The 21,980-nt window shown below is 35.8% G+C and carries 21 protein-coding genes; 14 read left to right on the top strand and 7 right to left on the bottom strand.

All coding sequences use genetic code 11. The annotated features are described in order from the left end of the window. The 3 genes from tnpB (HMPREF9009_RS05065) to HMPREF9009_RS05055 all read right to left on the bottom strand — a co-directional run bounded on the left by tnpB (HMPREF9009_RS05065) (position 1) and on the right by HMPREF9009_RS05055 (position 2,460). A complete protein-coding gene (tnpB, locus tag HMPREF9009_RS05065) occupies positions 1-345 on the bottom strand; it encodes an IS66 family insertion sequence element accessory protein TnpB (RefSeq protein WP_004297053.1) in 345 nt (114 codons plus the stop codon). Between the two features lies 1 nt (position 346). After that, the gene (locus tag HMPREF9009_RS05060) at positions 347-715 is read right to left on the bottom strand and encodes a hypothetical protein (protein WP_170834904.1); all 369 of its coding nucleotides are present in this window, start codon (positions 713-715) and stop codon (positions 347-349) included. A 191-nt stretch (positions 716-906) separates the two neighbouring features. Then, the gene (locus HMPREF9009_RS05055) at positions 907-2,460 is read right to left on the bottom strand and encodes an ATP-binding protein (RefSeq protein ID WP_049701616.1); all 1,554 of its coding nucleotides are present in this window, start codon (positions 2,458-2,460) and stop codon (positions 907-909) included. 378 nt (positions 2,461-2,838) lie between these two features. Here HMPREF9009_RS05055 and HMPREF9009_RS05050 point away from each other — a divergent pair, with 378 nt between their 5' ends. Both HMPREF9009_RS05050 and HMPREF9009_RS05045 read left to right on the top strand, forming a co-directional pair. Beyond that, positions 2,839-3,723, top strand: coding sequence for a UDP-3-O-(3-hydroxymyristoyl)glucosamine N-acyltransferase (locus HMPREF9009_RS05050; RefSeq protein ID WP_008024060.1), 885 nt, complete (start codon positions 2,839-2,841; stop codon positions 3,721-3,723). Further along, positions 3,720-4,862, top strand: a complete 1,143-nt coding sequence (locus HMPREF9009_RS05045; RefSeq protein WP_015532126.1) for an FAD-dependent oxidoreductase — start codon at positions 3,720-3,722, stop codon at positions 4,860-4,862. Before HMPREF9009_RS05050 ends, HMPREF9009_RS05045 begins: the two co-directional genes overlap by 4 nt. A gap of 16 nt (positions 4,863-4,878) precedes the next feature. Here the strand turns inward: HMPREF9009_RS05045 and HMPREF9009_RS05040 are convergent, their stop codons facing one another. The 3 genes from HMPREF9009_RS05040 to HMPREF9009_RS05030 are packed head-to-tail and all read right to left on the bottom strand — an operon-like array spanning position 4,879 to position 7,932. Next, the gene (locus tag HMPREF9009_RS05040) at positions 4,879-6,204 is read right to left on the bottom strand and encodes a hypothetical protein (protein ID WP_015532125.1); all 1,326 of its coding nucleotides are present in this window, start codon (positions 6,202-6,204) and stop codon (positions 4,879-4,881) included. Positions 6,205-6,211: 7 nt separating this feature from the next. Further along, complete coding sequence (locus HMPREF9009_RS05035; protein ID WP_008641811.1) at positions 6,212-7,342, bottom strand: hypothetical protein; 1,131 nt, start codon at positions 7,340-7,342, stop codon at positions 6,212-6,214. A gap of 8 nt (positions 7,343-7,350) precedes the next feature. Continuing rightward, complete coding sequence (locus tag HMPREF9009_RS05030) at positions 7,351-7,932, bottom strand: acyltransferase (RefSeq protein ID WP_270311666.1); 582 nt, start codon at positions 7,930-7,932, stop codon at positions 7,351-7,353. Between the two features lie 621 nt (positions 7,933-8,553). Here HMPREF9009_RS05030 and HMPREF9009_RS05020 point away from each other — a divergent pair. From HMPREF9009_RS05020 to HMPREF9009_RS05005, 4 genes are all read left to right on the top strand, one after another. Beyond that, positions 8,554-9,354, top strand: coding sequence for a glycosyltransferase (locus HMPREF9009_RS05020; RefSeq protein ID WP_049701614.1), 801 nt, complete (start codon positions 8,554-8,556; stop codon positions 9,352-9,354). Positions 9,355-9,696: 342 nt separating this feature from the next. Continuing rightward, positions 9,697-10,626, top strand: coding sequence for a glycosyltransferase family 2 protein (locus HMPREF9009_RS05015; protein WP_049701613.1), 930 nt, complete (start codon positions 9,697-9,699; stop codon positions 10,624-10,626). Next, on the top strand, positions 10,623-11,921 hold the full coding sequence (locus HMPREF9009_RS05010; protein ID WP_049701612.1) for a glycosyltransferase: 1,299 nt from the start codon (positions 10,623-10,625) through the stop codon (positions 11,919-11,921). Before HMPREF9009_RS05015 ends, HMPREF9009_RS05010 begins: the two co-directional genes overlap by 4 nt. 36 nt (positions 11,922-11,957) lie before the next feature. After that, a complete protein-coding gene (locus tag HMPREF9009_RS05005) occupies positions 11,958-13,031 on the top strand; it encodes a glycosyltransferase family 2 protein (RefSeq protein ID WP_083444148.1) in 1,074 nt (357 codons plus the stop codon). A 52-nt stretch (positions 13,032-13,083) separates the two neighbouring features. On the opposite strand, the gene HMPREF9009_RS05000 is transcribed toward HMPREF9009_RS05005, so the two are convergent. After that, positions 13,084-14,088: a glycosyltransferase gene (locus HMPREF9009_RS05000; protein ID WP_049701610.1), complete on the bottom strand. Its 1,005-nt coding sequence runs from the start codon at positions 14,086-14,088 to the stop codon at positions 13,084-13,086. 292 nt (positions 14,089-14,380) lie between these two features. Between HMPREF9009_RS05000 and HMPREF9009_RS04990 the strand changes: the two genes are divergently transcribed. The 8 genes from HMPREF9009_RS04990 (at position 14,381) to HMPREF9009_RS04955 (ending at position 21,966) form a co-directional block, all read left to right on the top strand. After that, positions 14,381-15,370, top strand: coding sequence for a glycosyltransferase family 2 protein (locus HMPREF9009_RS04990; RefSeq protein ID WP_049701608.1), 990 nt, complete (start codon positions 14,381-14,383; stop codon positions 15,368-15,370). Between the two features lie 302 nt (positions 15,371-15,672). Continuing rightward, positions 15,673-16,041 (top strand): hypothetical protein, encoded by a 369-nt coding sequence (locus HMPREF9009_RS04985; RefSeq protein ID WP_170834904.1) that lies wholly within the window; start codon positions 15,673-15,675, stop codon positions 16,039-16,041. 1 nt (position 16,042) lies between these two features. Then, positions 16,043-16,387: an IS66 family insertion sequence element accessory protein TnpB gene (gene tnpB / locus HMPREF9009_RS04980; RefSeq protein ID WP_004297053.1), complete on the top strand. Its 345-nt coding sequence runs from the start codon at positions 16,043-16,045 to the stop codon at positions 16,385-16,387. Between the two features lie 88 nt (positions 16,388-16,475). Next, the gene (tnpC, locus tag HMPREF9009_RS04975; protein ID WP_004300191.1) at positions 16,476-18,254 is read left to right on the top strand and encodes an IS66 family transposase; all 1,779 of its coding nucleotides are present in this window, start codon (positions 16,476-16,478) and stop codon (positions 18,252-18,254) included. Positions 18,255-18,547: 293 nt separating this feature from the next. Next, positions 18,548-19,357 (top strand): glycosyltransferase family 2 protein, encoded by an 810-nt coding sequence (locus tag HMPREF9009_RS04970; RefSeq protein ID WP_049701607.1) that lies wholly within the window; start codon positions 18,548-18,550, stop codon positions 19,355-19,357. A gap of 1 nt (position 19,358) precedes the next feature. After that, complete coding sequence (locus HMPREF9009_RS04965) at positions 19,359-20,408, top strand: pyridoxal phosphate-dependent aminotransferase (RefSeq protein WP_049701606.1); 1,050 nt, start codon at positions 19,359-19,361, stop codon at positions 20,406-20,408. Continuing rightward, positions 20,405-21,136: a phosphocholine cytidylyltransferase family protein gene (locus tag HMPREF9009_RS04960; RefSeq protein WP_049701605.1), complete on the top strand. Its 732-nt coding sequence runs from the start codon at positions 20,405-20,407 to the stop codon at positions 21,134-21,136. Before HMPREF9009_RS04965 ends, HMPREF9009_RS04960 begins: the two co-directional genes overlap by 4 nt. 17 nt (positions 21,137-21,153) lie before the next feature. Continuing rightward, entirely contained in the window at positions 21,154-21,966 is an 813-nt protein-coding gene (locus HMPREF9009_RS04955) for a LicD family protein (protein ID WP_049701604.1), read from the top strand. Positions 21,967-21,980: the final 14 nt, after the last annotated feature.

Below are 21,980 nucleotides of genomic sequence, written 5' to 3'. Positions count from 1 at the left end.
TTAGCCTTTCGGACTAACGTACATCTTGTCAACTACAATGCTTTCCGTAAGATAAGCCATGTCCGACCACTGTATCCGGTAGCACCTGGAGACTTCATCAAATACAGGTTTCTTGAATTTGCCCATAACAGGACGTTTTTCGTAAAGCACATAAAAACCGCGTTCGTAATGAAGTATCTTCACAACCTTTCGGTTCCGGGACATGAACATATATACATTGGACGCATCGCTCGGGTCAAGGGACATTTCTTCCCTTATACTCTCACACAGACGGAAAATGCCTTTCCGCAAATCAACATTACCGTTAAACAGGTAATAGTTAAGGTTAGCACTCAGTCCAAGCATATCATCCTATCATTTTATTAAGCAACAGGCTCAAATCAAGAACGGTGGTGTTTCTCAGGAACAGTGTTGCGCCAGACGCCAGCTGTAACTTGATCCATTTTATTGGTGGTTCACCTTCAGGATGTTTCACGTCCAACTTCACAGTTGGACTATTGCATGGTTTCCCGGTTATCTGGACTTTGGCAACCTTGGGCTGCTCAACCTGGACTGTCTTGCCTAACTTCTCACTCCACAACTGGTGACGCTGCCAGTTCATGAACTTGTCGTAATTTACACCATAATCAGCACAGAACTCTCGAAGATCTTTGGTCTCGCTGCATAACTGGTAGAGGTCATATACCTCCTGATAGTTTACTTTTTCTTTTGCCATAATCATTCTTGTTAAAGGTTACGGCGCAAAGATATGGCGGCTAACAACTTATGTCAAGGCGGAAAATAGAATGGTTACAGAAATACCAATTTTAAAAGTATTTCTCATAGCTTACTTTATTAATTATCTGCTATTTAAATCAAATCTATGAGAATATGAGAAATGAATATCTTATTTCCGGCGCAGGCAATTCAATTTTCGACCAACCACTTCTCTATATTTCTCGTTTCAGCACTGAAATTCACACCAATCTTAAAAAGTTTTCGTGAATCCGTTTCAAATGGTCGGGAATAGTGCTTGTCATTTATCTGTTGCAGAGCTTCTTCCGCTGTACCATTCAGTTTAAATTCCATAATGTAAATGAACTTGTCAGTCTGCAATACCATATCCACACGGCCTTCACTCGTATGATATTCCGCTTTTACATAAAAACCAACCAGTTTACATACAATATAAAGTACATTCTGATAATGTAACTCCAGTTCGCGGGCAAGCTCGTATGGAATATCAGAAAAGAAACTTTGCAGACGACGGAAAAAAGATTCGTAATCACCAGCCTCCACTTTACGAACAAGTTTCTGAATTTCAAAGGGAGATTCCACTTTATCTACGTTCGCATAATAAGGAAGCAGAAAACGGATAAATCCTTCCTCCACTTCGCGATTAGGAAAACCTAAACGGTAAATTCCAAATTCTTCATCATACCCTTTAATAGTAAGGTACCCGCTCTGATAGATTACCGGAATAGGATTGGTAGATTCAGAATCTATACTGTTCAGTACCTGTTCATCAGTTTCTTCATGAGCCATCCGATGAAGGTCGTAATGGTGTTTCTTCAGCAATTCCACCAAATAAGTGGGAGTACCTGTTTCAAACCAGTAGCTTTTAAACTCATTCCTATCAAAAGCCAAAAGCAGACTGAAGGGATTGTACATTCCTTTGGAATTGTGCGTGAAATGATAGCCATCATACATTTCTTTCAACCGGACACATATCTCTTCATACGTCACTCCCTGCACATTGGCAAACTCATGAAGCTCGGCATCCAGATTATCGTATAGTTCCTGTTCGCTCACACCACAAATATCTATATACTTATTCCACATTGAAATGTCATTCAGGTTATTCAAATCACTGAACACACTAAATTTACCGAACTTGGTAACTCCCGTCAACATAGCAAACTTAATACAGCCATCCTGACTTTTTAATGCACCATAGAAAGCTTTCAATGTATTGCGAAAGCTCTTTTGCAAGGCATCATTACCAATGGCCTGCAACATCGGCTTGTCATACTCATCCACAAGAATAGCCACACGCTGTCCTTCCTGCCGGCAGGCACGTTTAATAATCCCCTCAAAACGCATCGCTAAGGATTTCTCCGAGGGCTCCGCACCATATATCTTCTCCCATTCCACCAACGCCCCATTGAGTTTGTTCTCCAGACTTTCCGGAGTATCATATTTTTCCGTATTAAGATCAAGATATAAAACGGGATATTTTACCCAATCTTTTTCCAGTTTCTCCATAGCCAGCCCTTCAAAGAGTTCCTGCTTTCCTTGAAAGTAAGCTTCAAGCGTAGAAATGAGCAGACTTTTGCCAAAACGGCGCGGACGACTCAAAAAATAGTAACTTCCGGTTTTCACCAATTGATAAATCAATGCTGTTTTATCAATATAAAAATAGCCATCATTACGAAGACTTTCAAAGTTCTGTATACCGATAGGGTAAATCTTGCCACTCATATTTCAATCTGTCTAAGTTCACATCATACAAATATACATAGAAATATCTGTATCGCAACAAGTCCAACAAGGAAAGAATTGCAAAAAGCAAGATATAATGGCAGAGATAGATAATAGACTTTGAATAAAAAGAGAACCATTTACCGCTTAAGACAGCAAAAGCAAATATCACATCCACAAAATACTTTCCAATTTCCTACAACTAGGAAAACATTAATTCTTCGCCAGCCACTTTTCACATTCCTTTTTGAATATTGAAATAGAATAGTGCATAACTTTTTATAGATATTTATTTAGGAGTTATGCCAAATATAACTATCTTTGTAAGGATAAGCAAAAAGAATACTTACACACAATAAATTGCAAACAAATATAAAGATGATTCAGCTATCAGACATTATTGAATATATCAAAGAATACGTTATTAATGTATCACATGATGTAGAGGACTTAGTTGTTAAAAATATCTCGACATTAGATTCTTCATTACCCGAATGTATGGGATGGATAGCAACATACAAAAAAGAGAAACAAAAGTTAGCTGAGCAATCAAATGTAAAATATCTAATAACTGACACAGAGGTTTTAATCACTCCGAAACTTTTCAATAAAGTCATCATCCATGTCAGCAATCCGCGTCTTGTTTTCATTCTCATTGCAGAGAGATTTTTCCATCCCAATTATTATAAGCCTATTGACATTCAAAAATCTATCGGCAAAAACGCACAGATAAGCCCATCTGCAACAATTATGAATGCTTCCATTGGAAATAATTGCATCATTCACTCAAATGTTGTCATTTATGATGGCGTTGAAATAGGAGACGATGTAATCATTCATGCTGGAACAGTCATAGGTCATTCCGGATTAGGCTGCGAAAGAGATCAATATGGAAGCTTACACAAATTCCCGCATTACTCAAACGTCATTATAGGCTCCAAGGTTGATATTGGCCCTAATTGTCAAATTACCAAAGGCACATTATCACCTACAACAATAGGAGATGGAACTAAAATAGATGGTTTGTGTTCTATTGGACACAATACAGTTATTGGTAAAAATAACTGGATAGCAAGTTCCGTCACAATAGCCGGTTCCGTCAAAGTCGGGAATGAGTGTATTATTTATGCATCCAGCAATATCAAAGATCAAATTCGTATAGGGAATAATGTTATTATTGGTATGGGATCATTAATACTCCAAAATATACCTGATAATCAGATGTGGTATGGCGCACCGGCAAAACAAATTAAACAACTATGAAACAGTTTGATATAGTCGTATTAGGCGGAGGCATATATGGTTTATATACTGCCCTTTTTTTGTCGCAACGTGAAGTTACCGTTGCTGTTATTGATATAGATCAAAATTTCTTCTCTCGAGCATCAATGGTCAATCAAGCCCGCCTCCACAATGGCTTACATTACCCAAGAGGTCAAAAAACAGTAAACACAATACTAAAATATAAAGAGCGCTTTATACATGACTTTGGTGAAAGTATTAATTCTCAATTTAAGGCCTATTATGCTATCGCAAATAATGAGTCGTTAACCAACAAATCTGAATATGAAGATTTTATGAATAGAAATAATATACCATATTCTGAAGTTGATCCTAATACACTATTTAACTCAAATAAAGTTGAAGCATTATATCTTACTAAAGAATACTCATATAGCTATAAGATTGTTCTAAATAAACTACTAAACCACATTAGTGATGTTAAAAATGTAGATACGTTTTCGGGAACGAAGGTTATTTCAATTACAGATAAAAATGAACGCTATCAAATAGAAATAGAAAACGGCGAGTATATTGAATGCAAAGGAGTGGTAAATGCAACTTATGCTTCTACCAATATAGTAAGCCAATTATTCAACAAACCGGGATTCAACTTAAAGTACGAACTTTGTGAAGTTATTTTATGCAAAGTACCAGACACTTTGAAAGATATCGGCATTACTGTTATGGACGGCGAATTCTTTTCAATCATGCCATTCGGCTTTAGTAAATATCATACACTAACTTCTGTCCACTACACCCCACATACCGTTTCATCCCCAGAGCCATCATTTCCATGTATGAAAAATGGTAGTTGCAGTCCTCACAATATCGGGAACTGTAACCTATGCCTACATAAACCACTAACTGCATATGAAGCAATGAAAACACAGTATGAGGAATTTATACACCCCCAATTACATGGTATTGAATACATCTCTTCCATGTTTGCAATTAAGCCCATTCAGATTTCATCAGAAAAAACAGATGAAAGAAATACCCTTATTCAAATGGCAAAGCAACCGCCATTCTATATTTCTGTCCTCTCTGGTAAAATATCGACATTTTATGAGCTTGATAGCTATTTAATAGAACTTATCAACCTATTAAAAGGGTCATAATTTCATGCTATTTTCATTATTGCTTATTTGCTTCTAAAATTTCATGATATCCTTCTTTGTCGGTCCCGAGCAAATCAAAATCATTCAACAAAGAGATCGTTTGGGCCAAATGCTTGGATTCTGGAGATATCTTATGAGTAGATATAAATTTATCCAATTCTTTGATTGGAATAAACTCCAGGCATCTGGTTTCAATCTCTGCATCTTTAGCAAAACGATAACCATGAATAAAATCCTCCAATGTGAATGCCTCCGACAAGCACACTCGAACAAATGAACACACCTCAAATTCCAGTCTATTATCATTTCCAGCTGTACGGATGACACCCACATTTAAAAAAGTAATTTGAGATGTAGGGATACATTTTTCCTGAGTTTTTCTTAAAATCCCAAGTTCTTCACTTAACGCCCTCCTCAAACATGTCATAAGGTTTGGTTGATCATCCTCATCCGACTTGTCATCTTCCGTAAATGTCTCATCATAAGAAAAGTGCCAATACCCACCACTTTGGCAATTCTCCCCACGAAACCCAGTAACAAGTTCATCACCATTTCCTCGATCGATTATAACAAAACCTCCAACAGCTACTGAATTATAAAAAGGTCTTACTTGTGCCACATTTACATTAAAATCCGGAAAGCATGATTTAACTGGAATAGTAGCCAACGCATTATACAAATTAACAGTACACTTATATGTAAAATAGTCTGAATTATAAACAGAAATTTCACATTTATCATCCTCATCCACTCTCACATCATATATACCATATAGATATTTATTAAACCGCAGTTTCGCTTGATGCATTTCATGTATAAAAACATCAGCCGTCTCTTCAGAAAGCCTAGTTATAAATTCTGGGATTGAGTAATTTTCTCCTCTATAAGTCAATTGTTCTCCATAATACTTGCTAATATAATTATAAAGACTATTATGCAAACATTGATTTTTATTCTTTTTATATACTTTTCTAAATCCTAATTCCTCCAATTTCTTCTCTCTTGTTTCAGGAAATGGAATAATAAATTCGTCATCATTAATCTTATTAACCCGAAAATACTTATCCTCCAGACAAACATTATTAACAAGCACTTTATATTGGTCTTCCCGTATTATTTTAGATTGATATTTCTTCAAATTATACCTTTTCAAGAGTTTTTTTACAAACTTATATACAAGTGGAATAGATATTCCAAAGAGTAATGGTGCAAACAAATTATCCCAAAGCAAATTCCCAACAATATCAAAATGAGTAGTCACTGTTTGAACCTGCTCTAAAACAGGTTGGACTTGCACTATAATAGTATCATCAACAAGAGTATCTTTTAAATTTATGTTCATAGATAAGCTACTTATTAAATGAATAAAAACGATTATTATTCGCCCTTTGCCTGATATTAGCAGCATATGACAAAGCATGTTCTAAAGAACTGTCTTTATTGAATGCTTCTTGACGAATACTATCAAGAGTAAAATCCAGCCACACAGAGTCACTGTCAGAAAAGGGAGCAAGATTATCAACAAGCAATACACCTAGAATCTCGACATACAGGCCATCTAAATATGATATGGCAATATCAGTGAATTGCTGTTCTCTAACCTCTAAAGACGGCACTGCTTTACATAGCATTTCTTTTAACATCAGCCCGTTTACTTTAGTTCTAGAAGTTCTTATTATGCTTTTTAATGTAGTTTCTGAGAACGAAATTCCATATGAGAAACCTTGTTTTTTATTATAAAACAACTGATATTCTTTATTAACTTTCTTAGTACTTATGATAAAGCCATTTAAACTAACCTTAGTCATAAATCCAATTAACTCAGTCACCTCTTTTGTTGTATTTTCCAACCGTTTATTTGTCTTATAATTAATTTCAAATAAATCCGGATTCTTTCCTTGGAAATATAAGTACAATCGATCAATCAACTGAACTGTATCAGCAGTCATCCTAACTAAATCAAGCTCAAAAACTGAGGCTTCAAGGCGTTTTACAGAATTTCTCCCATTAATATAGTCTTTTCTACTTTTCCGAATATCATTAACCACATAAATATTATCCCCTGAATTCCTAAGCACCCCCGGCACTATTACAGTTCTAACAACTTCGTCAAGATTTATTTCTGGGAAGTTAATATTAATATATTCTTTAATTAGCTTGAGCTTAGGTATTCTTTGACAATTTTGTGAGAACTCTTCCTCAAAATTATACTCATAGAGAGTTTTGTCTAATCGTATAGTTATTAAATCATCAATATACCCGCCATCATCATGATCAAAATAATCATGATGATCAATTCCGAATTTAACATTATCCTTATTGATATAGCCTCTTTTAAGATTTTGTCTGCGTTTATAATCTTTCCACAAAAACCTTGGATTTAACTTCTCTGTCAGTCTCCAAGTTACATAACTAAAAAAGATAGTTAAACCCAGCTTAAATAGAGGAGTTTCCAAAAATTCTACAAGATAGTCAGTCATAGCTAATATTACTCAAAATATCTTATCACCTTTGCAGGATTCCCCATAACCAATGCATTTGCAGGGACATCTTTTGTTACAACTGAACCAGCAGCCACCATTGCCCATTCACCTATAGTAACACCACATACTATAGTTGCATTCGCCCCAATAGAAGAACCATACTTTAGAATAGTTTCGCTAACCTGCCAATCGCCCCCACTTTTCAATGTTCCATCTTTATTGATAGCTCTTGGATATTTATCATTTGTAAAAGCAACTGATGGACCGATAAAAACGCCATCCTCAATAGTCACACCATGTGGAATCATCACACCGTCTTGAATCTTAACCTTATCGCCTATCTTAACCCCCTCATCCACAAATATGTGGCGATGAATCTTACACTGACTACCGATAATAGCTCCTTTCAATATAATAGTACCCTCTTCGATAATGGTTTCAGCCCCTATTACAGCTTCCGGAGCAACATAGTTTGGAAATTTTAAATTGTACATAAAAACGGTATTACACCTATCGGCGGAATTAAATATTTTATTATTAATAAGTTGCGCACTATTACTGTCATTTAGCATAATAGAAGCACCCAAGTATTTAAATCCAACAGGCGTATACACAACTAAGATGCAATATTCGCAAATAATCTTGATATTTGCAAACTGTTTGTCAATAATTTAACGTGAATTCGATATAATGACAATAATTCTCTTATTGAATAATAAAACAATAGCAAAATATCAATTTTATAGTATTAACTATAGCTTTCAAAGGTGTTTTTATAGTTAATACTAACTATCCCGCACTCATTGATCAGCTTTACTGTTGCAATATTGAGCTATTATTCTCATGCTAACAGCTGTTTTATTACTTGTTTTCTTCACCTTATTAAGACAGAGCAGACGCATAAAGTACACCCCTAAGATTAGATGGCAAAAGGAATACGAAGTAAATTGCCGAATAAAACTAGCATTTTTTAGAAAAGCTGCAGGTTTCATTCGGCAATTAATTACCATGCAAAAAGAATGATTCTATAACAATGATACATCTTTTTTATTATCAGTTTAATTACTTCAGATAAAGTATTTATTGTGCTATGGCGAAAACTTTTTTTAATTCAGCCATCTTTAACAGGTTCTTAACAAAAAAAATAATAGATTTGCAGAGCATAATCAGGAGTTAATGTATGCCATCATTGTTAATAGAAATAAAAAATGAGAAGAAAGTTAATTCGAAAATATCAAGCATTCAATCAGGACTTCCAAAGGTCTAAAGAACTATTTCTTAAATGGTTTATTCCCGAAATTAAAAAAAGATTTTTGGGAGTAAAAAGAATAAACTATAAAGATATTCCTATCATTATTAACAACTACAACCGTTTGGAAATGCTAACAAAGTTAATCCATGGTTTAGAAAATAAAGGATACCACAATCTATATATCATCGATAACCAATCAACATATCCCCCACTATTAGAATACTATACAAAAATACCATACCCTGTATATATGCTAAATAAAAATGTCGGACATCTAGCATTATGGAAAACTGGCATATTCAAGCAGTTCAAAGATTCTTATTATGCATACACCGATTCGGATCTGGAAATCCTTCCTGATTGTCCTGACGATTTTATTGAGAAATTCATTTTATTACTACAAAAATATCCAAAAGCGTTAAAGGTTGGATTTTCAATATGCATAAACGATTTACCTGACCATTATAAATTAAAAGAGAAAGTTATAGAATGGGAAAGCATTTTCTGGAAAGAAGAGATAGAACCTAATATTTTCAAAGCATTAATAGATACGACCTTTGCCGTATATAAGCCCTATTTTGTCGGAGAACCTATCGACCCTGATTGTTTCTGTATTCGAACCGGCTTTCCTTATTCCGTGAGACACTTACCTTGGTATATTAACAACGACAACATGTCCAAAGAGGAGCTATATTATTTGGGACATATTAAAACATTGACTCACTGGTCCAAACAAAATAAAGTTAAAACAGATTAGACTTACGATATATTGCGTATCTTTAGTACCATGAATTGTAACAAGCATAAAGATAAGCCCAAAAGTTTCCGTGCATTGTCTGAAATATATTATTCTGTGTCTGGACCTTGAGACTATAATTATCAAAAACGATTGTTGGTTAAAAGCCAAATCTTTCGTTGATAATATATTCACAATGTTGTGCTACTCTACCTAATCTAAGAACCTAAAAAAGAAAAATTCTATAGTTTATTTTGCAATCAGCAACATGCCAGTACAGTTTTCCATCACAAAAGTCTGCAAATACAATATTTAAACAAACTTAGTGTGTATATTTGCAAAACTTAATTGATAGCAATAAAAATGAAGAAATTAGCAATTATCATACCAGCTTATAAACCACGTTTTTTGCGAGAAACACTTGATTCCATCGCTAAACAAAACAACCACGACTTTACCGTATACATAGGTGATGATGCAAGTCCCTACCAATTAGATACCATAGTAGATCACTACAAAAACAGATTTGACATCATATATCATCGTTTTGAACAAAATATGGGTAAGAAAGACCTACCCGGCCATTGGGAACGATGTATATTATTGTCAGAAGAAGAATTTATATGGCTTTTTTCAGATGATGACTTAATGCCCTTTGACGGAGTAGCACGTGTAATTCAAGCCTTACAAAAACATTCTGGTGGAAAATATATATTCCGTTTCCCTTTAGAAGTAGTTGACGAGTATGGTAAACTTAAGTATAAAAACCCTCCTTTTAATACCGATTTAACTTCTGGATATGAATTCTTATTAGATAAATTATCTGGAAGAATTAGTTCTGCTGCCTGTGAGTATGTATTTAGCCGAACAGTATGGGAACAAACAGGAGGATTTATAAAATTCCCTCTGGCTTGGTGTACCGATGATGCAACATGGGCTAAATTTGCAGAATTTACAGGAGGAATAATTTCTTTACCTGGCAATCCCGTCAGTTGGAGAAATGCCGAAGGAGAAAATATATCAAACTCCACTCATTTCAATAAAGAGAAGATTAGTGCAACAATACTTTTCATTGAATGGGTCGGCATAAACTATCATTCTCATCTTAACGAAAAGAAATTCAAAAAAGCGATCAAATGTTATATATATAAATTCTTACAGCATTCATTGAAGAATAATTTTAGTATACATGACCTTTTACATTTATGCAATGCTCTAAGAAAACTCACGCCAAATGTTTCTTTGCAAGTTTTAATTCATCATATTTGGAAAAAAATAATATCAAAAAAATGAAAATACTATTTATCATTCCGTATATACCATTCCCCCTGAATTCTGGAGGAAATCAAGCTTTCTTCAATATGGTAGATTACCTCCGCCATAAAATGGATGTATCTATTTTGCTACAAGTGCAATACGCTTCAGAAGCATACGACATAAGCAAATTAAAAGAAATATGGGATAACGTAACTTTTTTTGTATTTACAAAAAAAGATGATAAGCAACCTAAAGTACACCATCCATTCTACTACAAATGGCTCATCAAGACAAAACAATCTATAGAGCGAAAAATAAGACGACAAATTATTCCTGAAAACATTGTTTTTACGCCCGATTTTATACGTCAAGAATCTACACTATCAACTTCTATATTCAAAGAATTAGATGTAGATTATATAAAGTATGTCACAGAAGTTGCTACATACGGCTTTGACATCATTCAAGTTGAGTTTTATAAATTAATCTCCTTAGGATACTTACTTCCCTCCAATACACAAACAATTTTTGTACATCATGAAATTAGATATATTCGAAATGAAAATGAAATGCAACTGTTTCCAAGAATCACTAAGAGCGACCAATTAATATATCATATCGCAAAAGACTTTGAACGGTTTGCCTTACAACATTACAAGCACATAATTACTTTAACCGAGATTGACCGACAAATTCTAACTAAGTTTTTAGGGCAAAATAATCGCATTTACACTTCTCCTGCAGTAATACAAACAGATATGGATACACCGCCTCAATTCATACCTTGTACAAGCAACAGATTGACATTTGTAGGAAGTGAAACCCATTATCCAAATCTAGATGCTCTCATTTGGTTCTGCAAGGAAATTGCACCATACTTACGTAAACAAAATTTCACTTTCACTTTACAGGTAGTAGGTAAATGGAAAACGCACATAAGAGAGCTTCAACATAGTTGTCCAGAAATGGAAACAGTTGGGTATATAAAAGACTTACCATCCTTTCTTAAAGGAAGCATTGCGCTTGTCCCCATTCGTATAGGTAGTGGGATGAGAATGAAAATTTTAGAAGCTGTTTCGGCCGATATTCCATTTATAACCACGACAAAAGGAGTTGAAGGAATTGACCTTCTCGATAAAGAAGAATATTTAAAAGCTGATAGTGCTACAGAGTTTGCAGATGCTATTATTACTCTCTCTCAAAATACTGAATTACAAGAGAAACTAGTAAGGCAAGCTAAAAGTAAAATGAAAGATATATACAATCCTTCAAACATGCTCGAACAAAGATTCAACATCTACAAACAGATATTAAACGAGCCTAACAAATAAATCAATCGCTAATTTCACTATATCAACTTTTATTAAATGAAGCCACTTATCTCTATTATCATTCCGGTCTATAACGTAGCACCTTTTATAAAAAGTTGCTTGCACTCGGTTCTCAATCAAACATATAAAAATATAGAAATTATTATTATCAACGACAAAACAACAGATGAAAGCATATCTATTATAAAAGATGTACTACAAAAAGAAGCACCATCAGTTCCAATCAAGATAATAGAACATGCCGAGAATAAAGGTTTATCTTCCGCACGTAATACAGGAATTAAAAACAGCAGGGGAGAGTATCTATATTTCTTGGACAGTGACGATGAAATTTCCACGGACTGTATTGAAACTTTATCTAACAGAGCCAAGATATCATGTGCTGATATAGTAATTGGAGATTATATAGTACAAGGTTCTTCAGACTTTTTTCCTCCTCTTGAACTTGGGACATCTATCATTAAAGGGAACTCAAAAATAATTCAAGCATATATGCAAGAAAAGTTTTATGTGATGGCATGGAACAAATTAGTTAGAAAAGAGTTTATTGTCAAAAACAATCTATACTTCAAAAATAATTTAATACACGAAGACTGTCTCTGGAGTTTTCAATGCGCATGTAAAGCAGAAATAATAGACATAATAAAACATACAACCTATATTTACAAAATTCAAAAAAAATCAATAACATCTACCCTCACATTTGAAAAAGACTTTCAAATGTACAAAATCATATTAACAGAAATCACGAATTACGCCAACGGTCTCCATCTTTTAAACAATAAAGATGTATTTTCTTTTATCGAAGAAGAAAAACTTCGCTTATTACGTAAGTGTATATATGCAGAACACACTGATTATATACCCACACTATACACGCTAATTCGTTTATTACCTCATGCAAAACATTACAAAATTCTTTATTGGGAGCTTTTTAACGTACGAAATTTAATTCGTGATGCACATTATTTCTTTTCTCCCCGCCTCGCAGAGAGTTACTATAAAAGTGTACCAGAGATGCAAAACAAATACTCTCCCAAAAAACGTAAGGCTATAGGATTCTATAAACACTTTATAAAATTACTAATATGCGATATCCGAAACAAATAACACAAAAAATATAAATCATTTGCTATCATAACAAAGCGACCATACTCTTCAATTATTTCAATAGAGATGACAAGCTAGCACAATAATTATCTATAGAAAACTGCTGTGCCTTTTTCAAAGACATTTTCTTTAACGAATTGAGCAACTCTCGATCATTTGCTAAGATCATAATATTCTTTATAAAATCATCGGGAGAAGAACAGAAACATGCGTTGGTTTCATCGCAATAGTCACGTATAGATCCAACATCACTAACCACCATCGCCAATCCAGTTGCCATTGAAGTACAAATTACATTACTTCCAATAGTATCCTTCATTACATTTAAAGAAATATCAGAATCATTCATATAATGCTTTAATTCCACCTCAGGAACATATCCCACCAATGTTGCATTCTTAAAACCTGAAAACAAATAATCAATTTTCTCCCGCCCTTTGCATATATAAAAACGAATTTGCGGAAGTTTTGAAACAATATAAGCGATCTGCTCAAAGTCACGTGCCAAGGCACCCATTACTATTACCTTAACATCATCATCTCTGTTATAAAGATTTGCAGAAGGAGTATAGTAATTATTATCGACATAGTGAAAAGAAGTATAAACATTCTCTATTCCTAAATTATTAAGATAGCATGTCAAACTACTTCCTAATGTTACAATTTCTGTAACAAATCGTGAACTCTTCCTTATTTGTGCTTTCGAATATTGCCCTTCCAATTTCTCCGGAACAAGATGCACCATAGCATATATAGGTGCTTTAGGACATATAAAGCGTATTATTTTTGCAAACAATATTTGATACGAATCTCTATGTAAATATTCAGTAAGAATAAATTTATCTCCTGATTTATATGTCATTGCTAATTTAAGTGCCGTAAAAAACACAGAAATTTGTTTCCCCCTTTTTCCCTTATCCAAAAAACGCCTACCCATATTAAAAGTATACATTTTATACAATTCAGGATTGCTTTTTTGAATATATTCATAAAGATACCTCATTCCTGTATGATTGCCAGATGTTGAAGCCCAATCATAACAAATAACATATATCATAATTATCAAAATTTAAATTAAATAACAATAGTCTTAAACAATAGAGGAATTGCCGAATTTACACCAGTCTCATTATTTAGACAAACATAATATTTTGAACAAAGGTAATGAAAATAATTCAAAGTTTTATTCTAATGAAACTATTCTTTTCTATATAGAGCAAGCTCGGGATAAGAAATCAATAAAAAACGAAATAACTTTCACCATTACAAATATTAAAGTAACTTTGTAATCAACTAATATTATTTTGTTATAATGATTAAAGAAAAGTATGTGCCTAATAACTCTCTCAATGCCTATTTATAATGTAGAACAATACATTGAACGCGCCTTATTATCCGCATTAAACCAAACCTATCAAAACTTAGAGATTTTGATAGTAGACGATTTAGGGCATGATAACAGCATGAATATAGTCCACCAACTTAAAAGCACACATCCTAGAGGTAACTGTATCCGTATAATTACACATAAAAAAAATCTCGGTTTGGGAGGAACGAGAAACACAGCAATTGAATCTGCTCAAGGGAAATATCTATACTTTATGGATAGCGACGATGCTATTGTTCCTGACTGCATTGAAACTTTATATAATATTATTTCACAAGAGAAAGTAGACTTTGTAGCAGCCGGAATCAATCAAATTGATGAGAATGAAAATTCACTCAAAATTACTAATTACCCTAATATAACACGAAAGGGTAAATTATGTATGGCTCAATACTTTTATGAAGAAAAAAATGATATATGGGTAACTACATGGAATAAATTATATAATCTTTCTTTTTTAAAAGAATTTCATATTCATTTTTTGGAACACGTGTACCACGAAGACATAGTAATGCATGCCATGCTCGCTTTAAATACCAGATCATTTACCTTAACCAACCAAACAACTTATCTTTATAATTGCAAGAGAGAAGACTCTATTACAAATATGGAACAAGGCTACACCTTGAAGCATCTAAATGATCTTACCATAGTTTTTAGTGAAATCAGGAGATTGATACAAGCAGACAACAACCTTAGCAAACATCTTCAAAAAGAAATAAACTTATATTATTTATTTGAAATTTATCATCGATACCTACCAGCGATGTACTCGAACATTAAAAGGGTTGACTTAATAAAAGGATTAGCAAGACTCTCTCAAAACTGTCTCCCTCCTATTTTAGAAACTCGACTAACATTCAAATCTATAAAACGTTTTTTATTCCTAAAACTGCCCTTTAACATTCAATATCTAATTAAAAGTCATAAATACAAAAAGAGCAGAGCTTAAGCGGAAAAAACTATTAACAAATAGTACACTATAAGTTTCTTAGAAAATATCATTTCCATTTACAAAATTTCCAGTTCAATACTTCCTAAAAACACGAGAGAAGCCCCCCTTTATTCTTAGTCATTTACAAGAGAAGTATTGCCAATGATATTTTACATATAATAGAATGTAATACGGCCTTTTGGAAAGAAGATTTATACAAATCCAATGGTTATAATGAAAAGGTAACCATTCTATTTTCCGCCTTGACATAAGTTGTTAGCCGCCATATCTTTGCGCCGTAACCTTTAACAAGAATGATTATGGCAAAAGAAAAAGTAAACTATCAGGAGGTATATGACCTCTACCAGTTATGCAGCGAGACCAAAGATCTTCGAGAGTTCTGTGCTGATTATGGTGTAAATTACGACAAGTTCATGAACTGGCAGCGTCACCAGTTGTGGAGTGAGAAGTTAGGCAAGACAGTCCAGGTTGAGCAGCCCAAGGTTGCCAAAGTCCAGATAACCGGGAAACCATGCAATAGTCCAACTGTGAAGTTGGACGTGAAACATCCTGAAGGTGAACCACCAATAAAATGGATCAAGTTACAGCTGGCGTCTGGCGCAACACTGTTCCTGAGAAACACCACCGTTCTTGATTTGAGCCTGTTGCTTAATAAAATGATAGGATGATATGCTTGGACTGAGTGCTAACCTTAACTATTACCTGTTTAACGGTAATGTTGATTTGCGGAAAGGCATTTTCCGTCTGTGTGAGAGTATAAGGGAAGAAATGTCCCTTGACCCGAGCGATGCGTCCAATGTATATATGTTCATGTCCCGGAACCGAAAGGTTGTGAAGATACTTCATTACGAACGCGGTTTTTATGTGCTTTACGAAAAACGTCCTGTTATGGGCAAATTCAAGAAACCTGTATTTGATGAAGTCTCCAGGTGCTACCGGATACAGTGGTCGGACATGGCTTATCTTACGGAAAGCATTGTAGTTGACAAGATGTACGTTAGTCCGAAAGGCTAATATTAACATACTGATTATCAACAGGATAGTATAAAAAATAAACGGTAAAAAGTTTGCGTAAGTGCCTGATTTTTCGTACCTTTATATCATGATTGATGAAAGAGCATACGAGTTACTTTGCTGCCAGCTGGGTCTGGCGAATGAGGAAAAGGCAGGTCTTCGCAAACAGAATAAAGAATTGATTGCGAGGCTTGAGTCTATTGAAGAATCCAACAGGGAGAACTCTAAAAATCTGATAGATACCATCAATGATCTCAAAGATACCATCGAAAAGCAGTCAACCACGGTTGAACATTACAGGAAAGAAATGGAACTTATGAGAAAGCAGCTTGAAGCAAAGGATGAGGTGAACAGGATGCTGGCAAACGAGATCTCCAATCTCAGACTTCAGCTTGAGGACAGCAGGAAACACCGTTTCGGCCGTACTTCCGAGCAAAGAAGGCTGTTGAACAACCGTAATCTCGACAAGTCCGCTCTGGAACAATCCGAGTATGACGGTTCTGACAGGAAGGATGATAATAATAAGACCGATGATAACGAAACCGGCAGCAATACCTCTTCCGGCAACATACCTGCCCAGAACAGCAAACCTTCAAGGAGAAAGGAAACCGCACCACGTGCCGGGAAAACAAAATTGAAAGTTGACAAGGTGGTAGTACATGAAGTGGACGAGTATTACACGCTTCCAGAAGGGGGACGGTTTATGAACCGCAACGGTATGCCTGATGTGTGGGAATACAGGGTCATAGAACATGTAAGGGCTTATAACGTGGAGCATGTTTACAAGGTGGCAAGGGTAAAGCTTGCGGACGGCACTTTCACAAGCACCATGGAACATCCGCTGAAAAACCTTGGAGGTATCTTCTCTCCTGAACTGCTTGCCCGTCTGCTTTGTCTGAAATATGACTTCAGCATGCCTGAGAACAGACAGATAAGACTGCTTGCAAGAGAGGGTATCCACATAAGCAATACCACGCTGAACAGCTATATCCATAACGGAATCGCCAAACTAAGGGAGTTCATGGAAGATGTCTTCAAGGAGTTTGTACAGAGAGCTAATTACCTTATGGTTGATGAGACTACTGAGCTTGTTGGAGTGGAAACAAAGGAAGGTAAGGCTTACAGGAGAAAGTACTTATGGGCTTTCTTTGCCAAGCATATTAAGATGGTCTATTATCACTATAATAACGGCAGCAGGTCGTCCGATGCGGCAAAATCATTCCTGGAATATTTTATGGGAACCATATCCACTGACGGATATACGGTTTACAGGATGTTTGACGGAGACGACTCAAAGGTGCTTCATATAGGATGCTGGACGCATTGTAGAAGGTTGTGGGTTGATGCCCTGCCTTCAGACAGAACAGCGATGGACATAATAGATCCTATCGGTGAGATGTTCAGAAATGAAGACCTGTTCCGTATGATGAAACTCAGCGGTGAGCAGATTAAGGAAAGAAGGCTTAAGCTAACAGGACCGATTCTTGAACGTATCCATCATAAGGTGGTCATTATGATGCAGGATGCGAAGATTATGGCTAACGAACTGATGAGAAAGGCCGTGAACTATACGATAAACCAGTGGAAATCCTTGAGAAATATCCTCAAGGACGGTTCAGCAGAAATCTCGAACAACCTCTGTGAGCAAAGGATGAAACCTGTAAAGCTGCTGCTCAAGAACTGTATGAACGTTGGCAGTGAGGATGCGGCAGAAAACTCTGCATTCACCTTCTCTCTGATAGAAAGCTGTAAGTTGAACGGCATAGACCCTCAGAATTACCTGAAACACTTGTTTGAATGTATTCTTCATGGTAAGGACTGCGACAAGAAGGCTCTTCTGCCATGTTTCTATAAACCGGAATGTTAAAACAAAAATATTTTCTTACGGGCATTTTTATTTTATCGGCTGAAAGACAGCCGATAAAATTGGCGTGGCGGAAAATAGTATGGTTACAATGAAAAGGTGACTCGCCTGGGATACAAAGATAACGAACTTGTATGTATACTTATTAATTCCAGAACAGAAAAAAAGAATCATAAAATCTGATGCAGCTACCTTGAAAAAGCTCTCAATGCTTGTCACAACCAAATAAAATGTATACATTTGTAGAATTTTAGTGCAAGCCCCCTTAACTATTTAACTAACTTAGTAATAATTATATGAATAAACCAATGGCGAGCAACATAAGTACATCGCTGATTATATCCACCTATAATAGAAGCGACGCGTTAGAATTATGCGTTAAAAGCGTGCTACGTCAATCTCTCCTTCCTGATGAAATTATCATTGCTGATGATGGTTCTAAAGAAGACACAAGAGAGCTAATTCATCAATTGGCTGCTTCCTCCGAAGTTCCCATTATTCATGTCTGGCATGAGGATCTAGGCTTCAGACTAGCCTCCATCCGCAACAAAGCTATTGCGAAAGCATCTAAAGAATATATTATACAAATCGACGGAGATATCGTCTTACACAAAGATTTCGTCAAAGATCATGCACGTTTTGCCCAAAAAGGTAGTTTCGTAACCGGTAGCCGTGTATTAATCCGGGAAGGTTTAACAAAAAAAATGTTAGCGGAAAAAAACTGCATAATCTCCATTCACGACAAAGGTACTAAAAATACAATCAACGGAGTACATTTGCCTTGGTTGAGCCCACTACTTCAGCATTATCGACAATGGGACATTTCATATTCCAGAGGGTGCAATATGGCTTTCTGGAAAGAGGATTTATTAAAAGTCAATGGGTACAATGAGGCTATTACCGGATGGGGAAGTGAAGATCATGAATTAGTATGCCGCCTCATCAATAACGGTGTACGCAAGCGTACCATCAAATTTGCGGGAATTGTGTTCCACCTTCATCACGAACTACATGGAACAGATAATTTGAGCAACAACCGCAGCATTTTGAACGAAACGAAAATCAGGAAACTAACCTGGTGCGATAAAGGAATCATACAAAACTAATATGGAAAAGAATTTGAACTTTTTAGATCGAAACGAATTTAACTACAGTCCATCAAAAGAAGTAGTAGAAGCTTTAAAAAACTTCGATATAAATAAACTTTGTTTTTATACCCGCATTTATGATGAAGGAAAGAAAAGTATATTATCTGTTTTCTTATCCGAATTATATGATATAGATGAAACACAAGTCCTGCTAGGCTACGGCGGAGAAGATATTCTGAAGCAAGCCGTTCATTACTTCCTGACTCAAGAAGATGGAAACAAAACGATGTTGATTCCCAAGTTCTCATGGTGGTATTATAAGTCAATTGCAGATGAGGTGAATGGTCATACTTTGCAATATCCTCTTTACGAAGACGGAAACACTTTTAAATATGACTTTGAGACGCTGAAAGATATGATTCAGAAAGAGAATCCGAAGATTCTTTTACTGGCTTCTCCCAATAACCCTACCGGCAACGGTTTAACTCCGAAAGAACTGGATGAACTGCTTGCAGAAGTACCCAGCCAAACAGTGGTACTGATAGACGAAGCATACGCTTCTTTTGTTTCAACTGATACCAGTTATATCAAAAAACTGGTTAATAAATATCCGAATTTGATTATTTCCCGTACTTTATCCAAGTTTTATGGATTACCAGGCCTACGTATGGGATTCGGATTTATGAGTAAAGAACTGGAAAAATTCAGCAGATACAGCAATAAATATCTGGGATACAACCGAATATCCGAAGATATCGCCATTGCAGCTCTTAAATCGGACACACACTACCGCAACATCGCCAAACTGATGAACGAAGACCGTGAGCGTTACGAAAAGGAAATCGGCGTGTTACCCGGATTCAAAGTATATGAATCGGTTGCCAATTTCATTTTAATCAAATACCCGATAGAGCTAAAAGAGGCTTTACAAAAGGCTTTTGCCGAACAAAGTTATAAAGTGAAGTTTATGAATGAACCGGATATCAACACTCATTTGCGTATCACATTGGGACGCCCAGAGCAAAACCGGATCGTTATAGACACAATTAAAGAAATCGCATCCAAATGAAAGCAGTAATATTAGCCGCAGGAATAGCCTCACGCTTACGCCCGCTGACCGATACAACGCCCAAATGTCTCCTCAAGATAGGAGAACGATGTCTACTGGAAAGGGCTTTTGATGCTCTGATACAAAACGGATTCGACGAATTCATTATCGTCACGGGGTATCGCCAGCAACAAATCGTTGATTTTCTGCAGGCACGTTATCCAGTCCAAAATATTACTTTCATCTATAATGACAAATATGAATCAACCAACAATATCTATTCATTATGGCTTACCCGACCGTATACAGACGGGGAAGAAATATTGTTATTAGACAGCGATATTGTTTTTGATCCTCAAATTGTAGAAAAGTTGCTTCACTCGGACAAGGCCGACATATTGGCACTGAATCGACACGAGCTTGGAGAGGAAGAAATAAAAGTTATCGTAGACGATGCGCAAAAGGTTGTTGAAATCAGTAAAGTTTGCTCTATATCCGATGCTATCGGAGAATCTATCGGTATCGAAAAGATGTCAGTTGAATACACCAAAGCTCTATTCCAGGAACTGGAAATTATGATTACCACCGAAGGATTGGATAATATTTTCTACGAACGGGCTTTTGAACGACTGATTCCACAAGGATATAGTTTTTACGTTATGGACACCACCGAGTTCTTCTCGGCCGAACTGGACACCGTAGAGGACTTTCAACAGGCACAGAAGCTGATTCCAGCAAGTCTTTATTAATCAAAATTCAGATAGAAATGGCAAATTACGATATCCGCCCTCTACAGCTTCGCATATTAAAGAATTTATTAGCTGTTGACAAAGTTTGCAAAGAACATAATCTGCGATATTACATCATGGCAGGCACCATGCTGGGAGCCGTCCGCCACAAAGGATTTATCCCTTGGGATGATGATCTGGATATCGGTATGCCAAGAGCCGATTATGATTTATTAATGGCTAATGCCAAAGAATGGTTGCCGAAACCATACGAAGCTGTATGTGCTGAAAACGACAAGGAATATCCTCTTCCATTCGCAAAAGTACAGGATGCCGACACCACTCTAATTGAACGTATGCATCTCAAATATTTGGGAGGCGTATATATTGATATATTCCCACTGGACGGAGTTCCGGAGAGCCGCATGGCGCAAAGAATGCATTTTGCAAAGTACGAATTCTACAAACGTGTACTTTATCTGATTCATCGCGATCCATACAAGCATGGAAAAGGCCCCAGTTCATGGATACCGCTATTATGCAGAAAGCTTTTTACCCTTACCGGAGCACAAGAAAGTATCAGGAAAGTAATGAAAAAGTATGATTTCGACCAATCCGCATTGGTCTGTGATTATGATGACGGAATGAAAGGAATCATGTCTAAAGATATTCTGGGCATCCCTACTCCAGTCTTATTTGAAGATGAAGAAGTATGGGGAGTACAGAAATATGATGTCTATCTGTCACAGAAATACGGAGATTACATGACCATACCTAAACAAAGTGGGCAAAGACAACACAATTTCCATTATTTAGACCTGAATAAACCTTATCGGGAGTTTGAAGTCTAACTATAATCACATAA

The organism is Bacteroides sp. 3_1_13 (genome assembly GCF_001185845.1).
Taxonomy (GTDB): Bacteria; Bacteroidota; Bacteroidia; order Bacteroidales; family Bacteroidaceae; genus Bacteroides; species Bacteroides xylanisolvens.
Note: the sequence above shows the minus strand (reverse complement) of the source record. Positions and strands in the feature narration are given on the sequence as shown.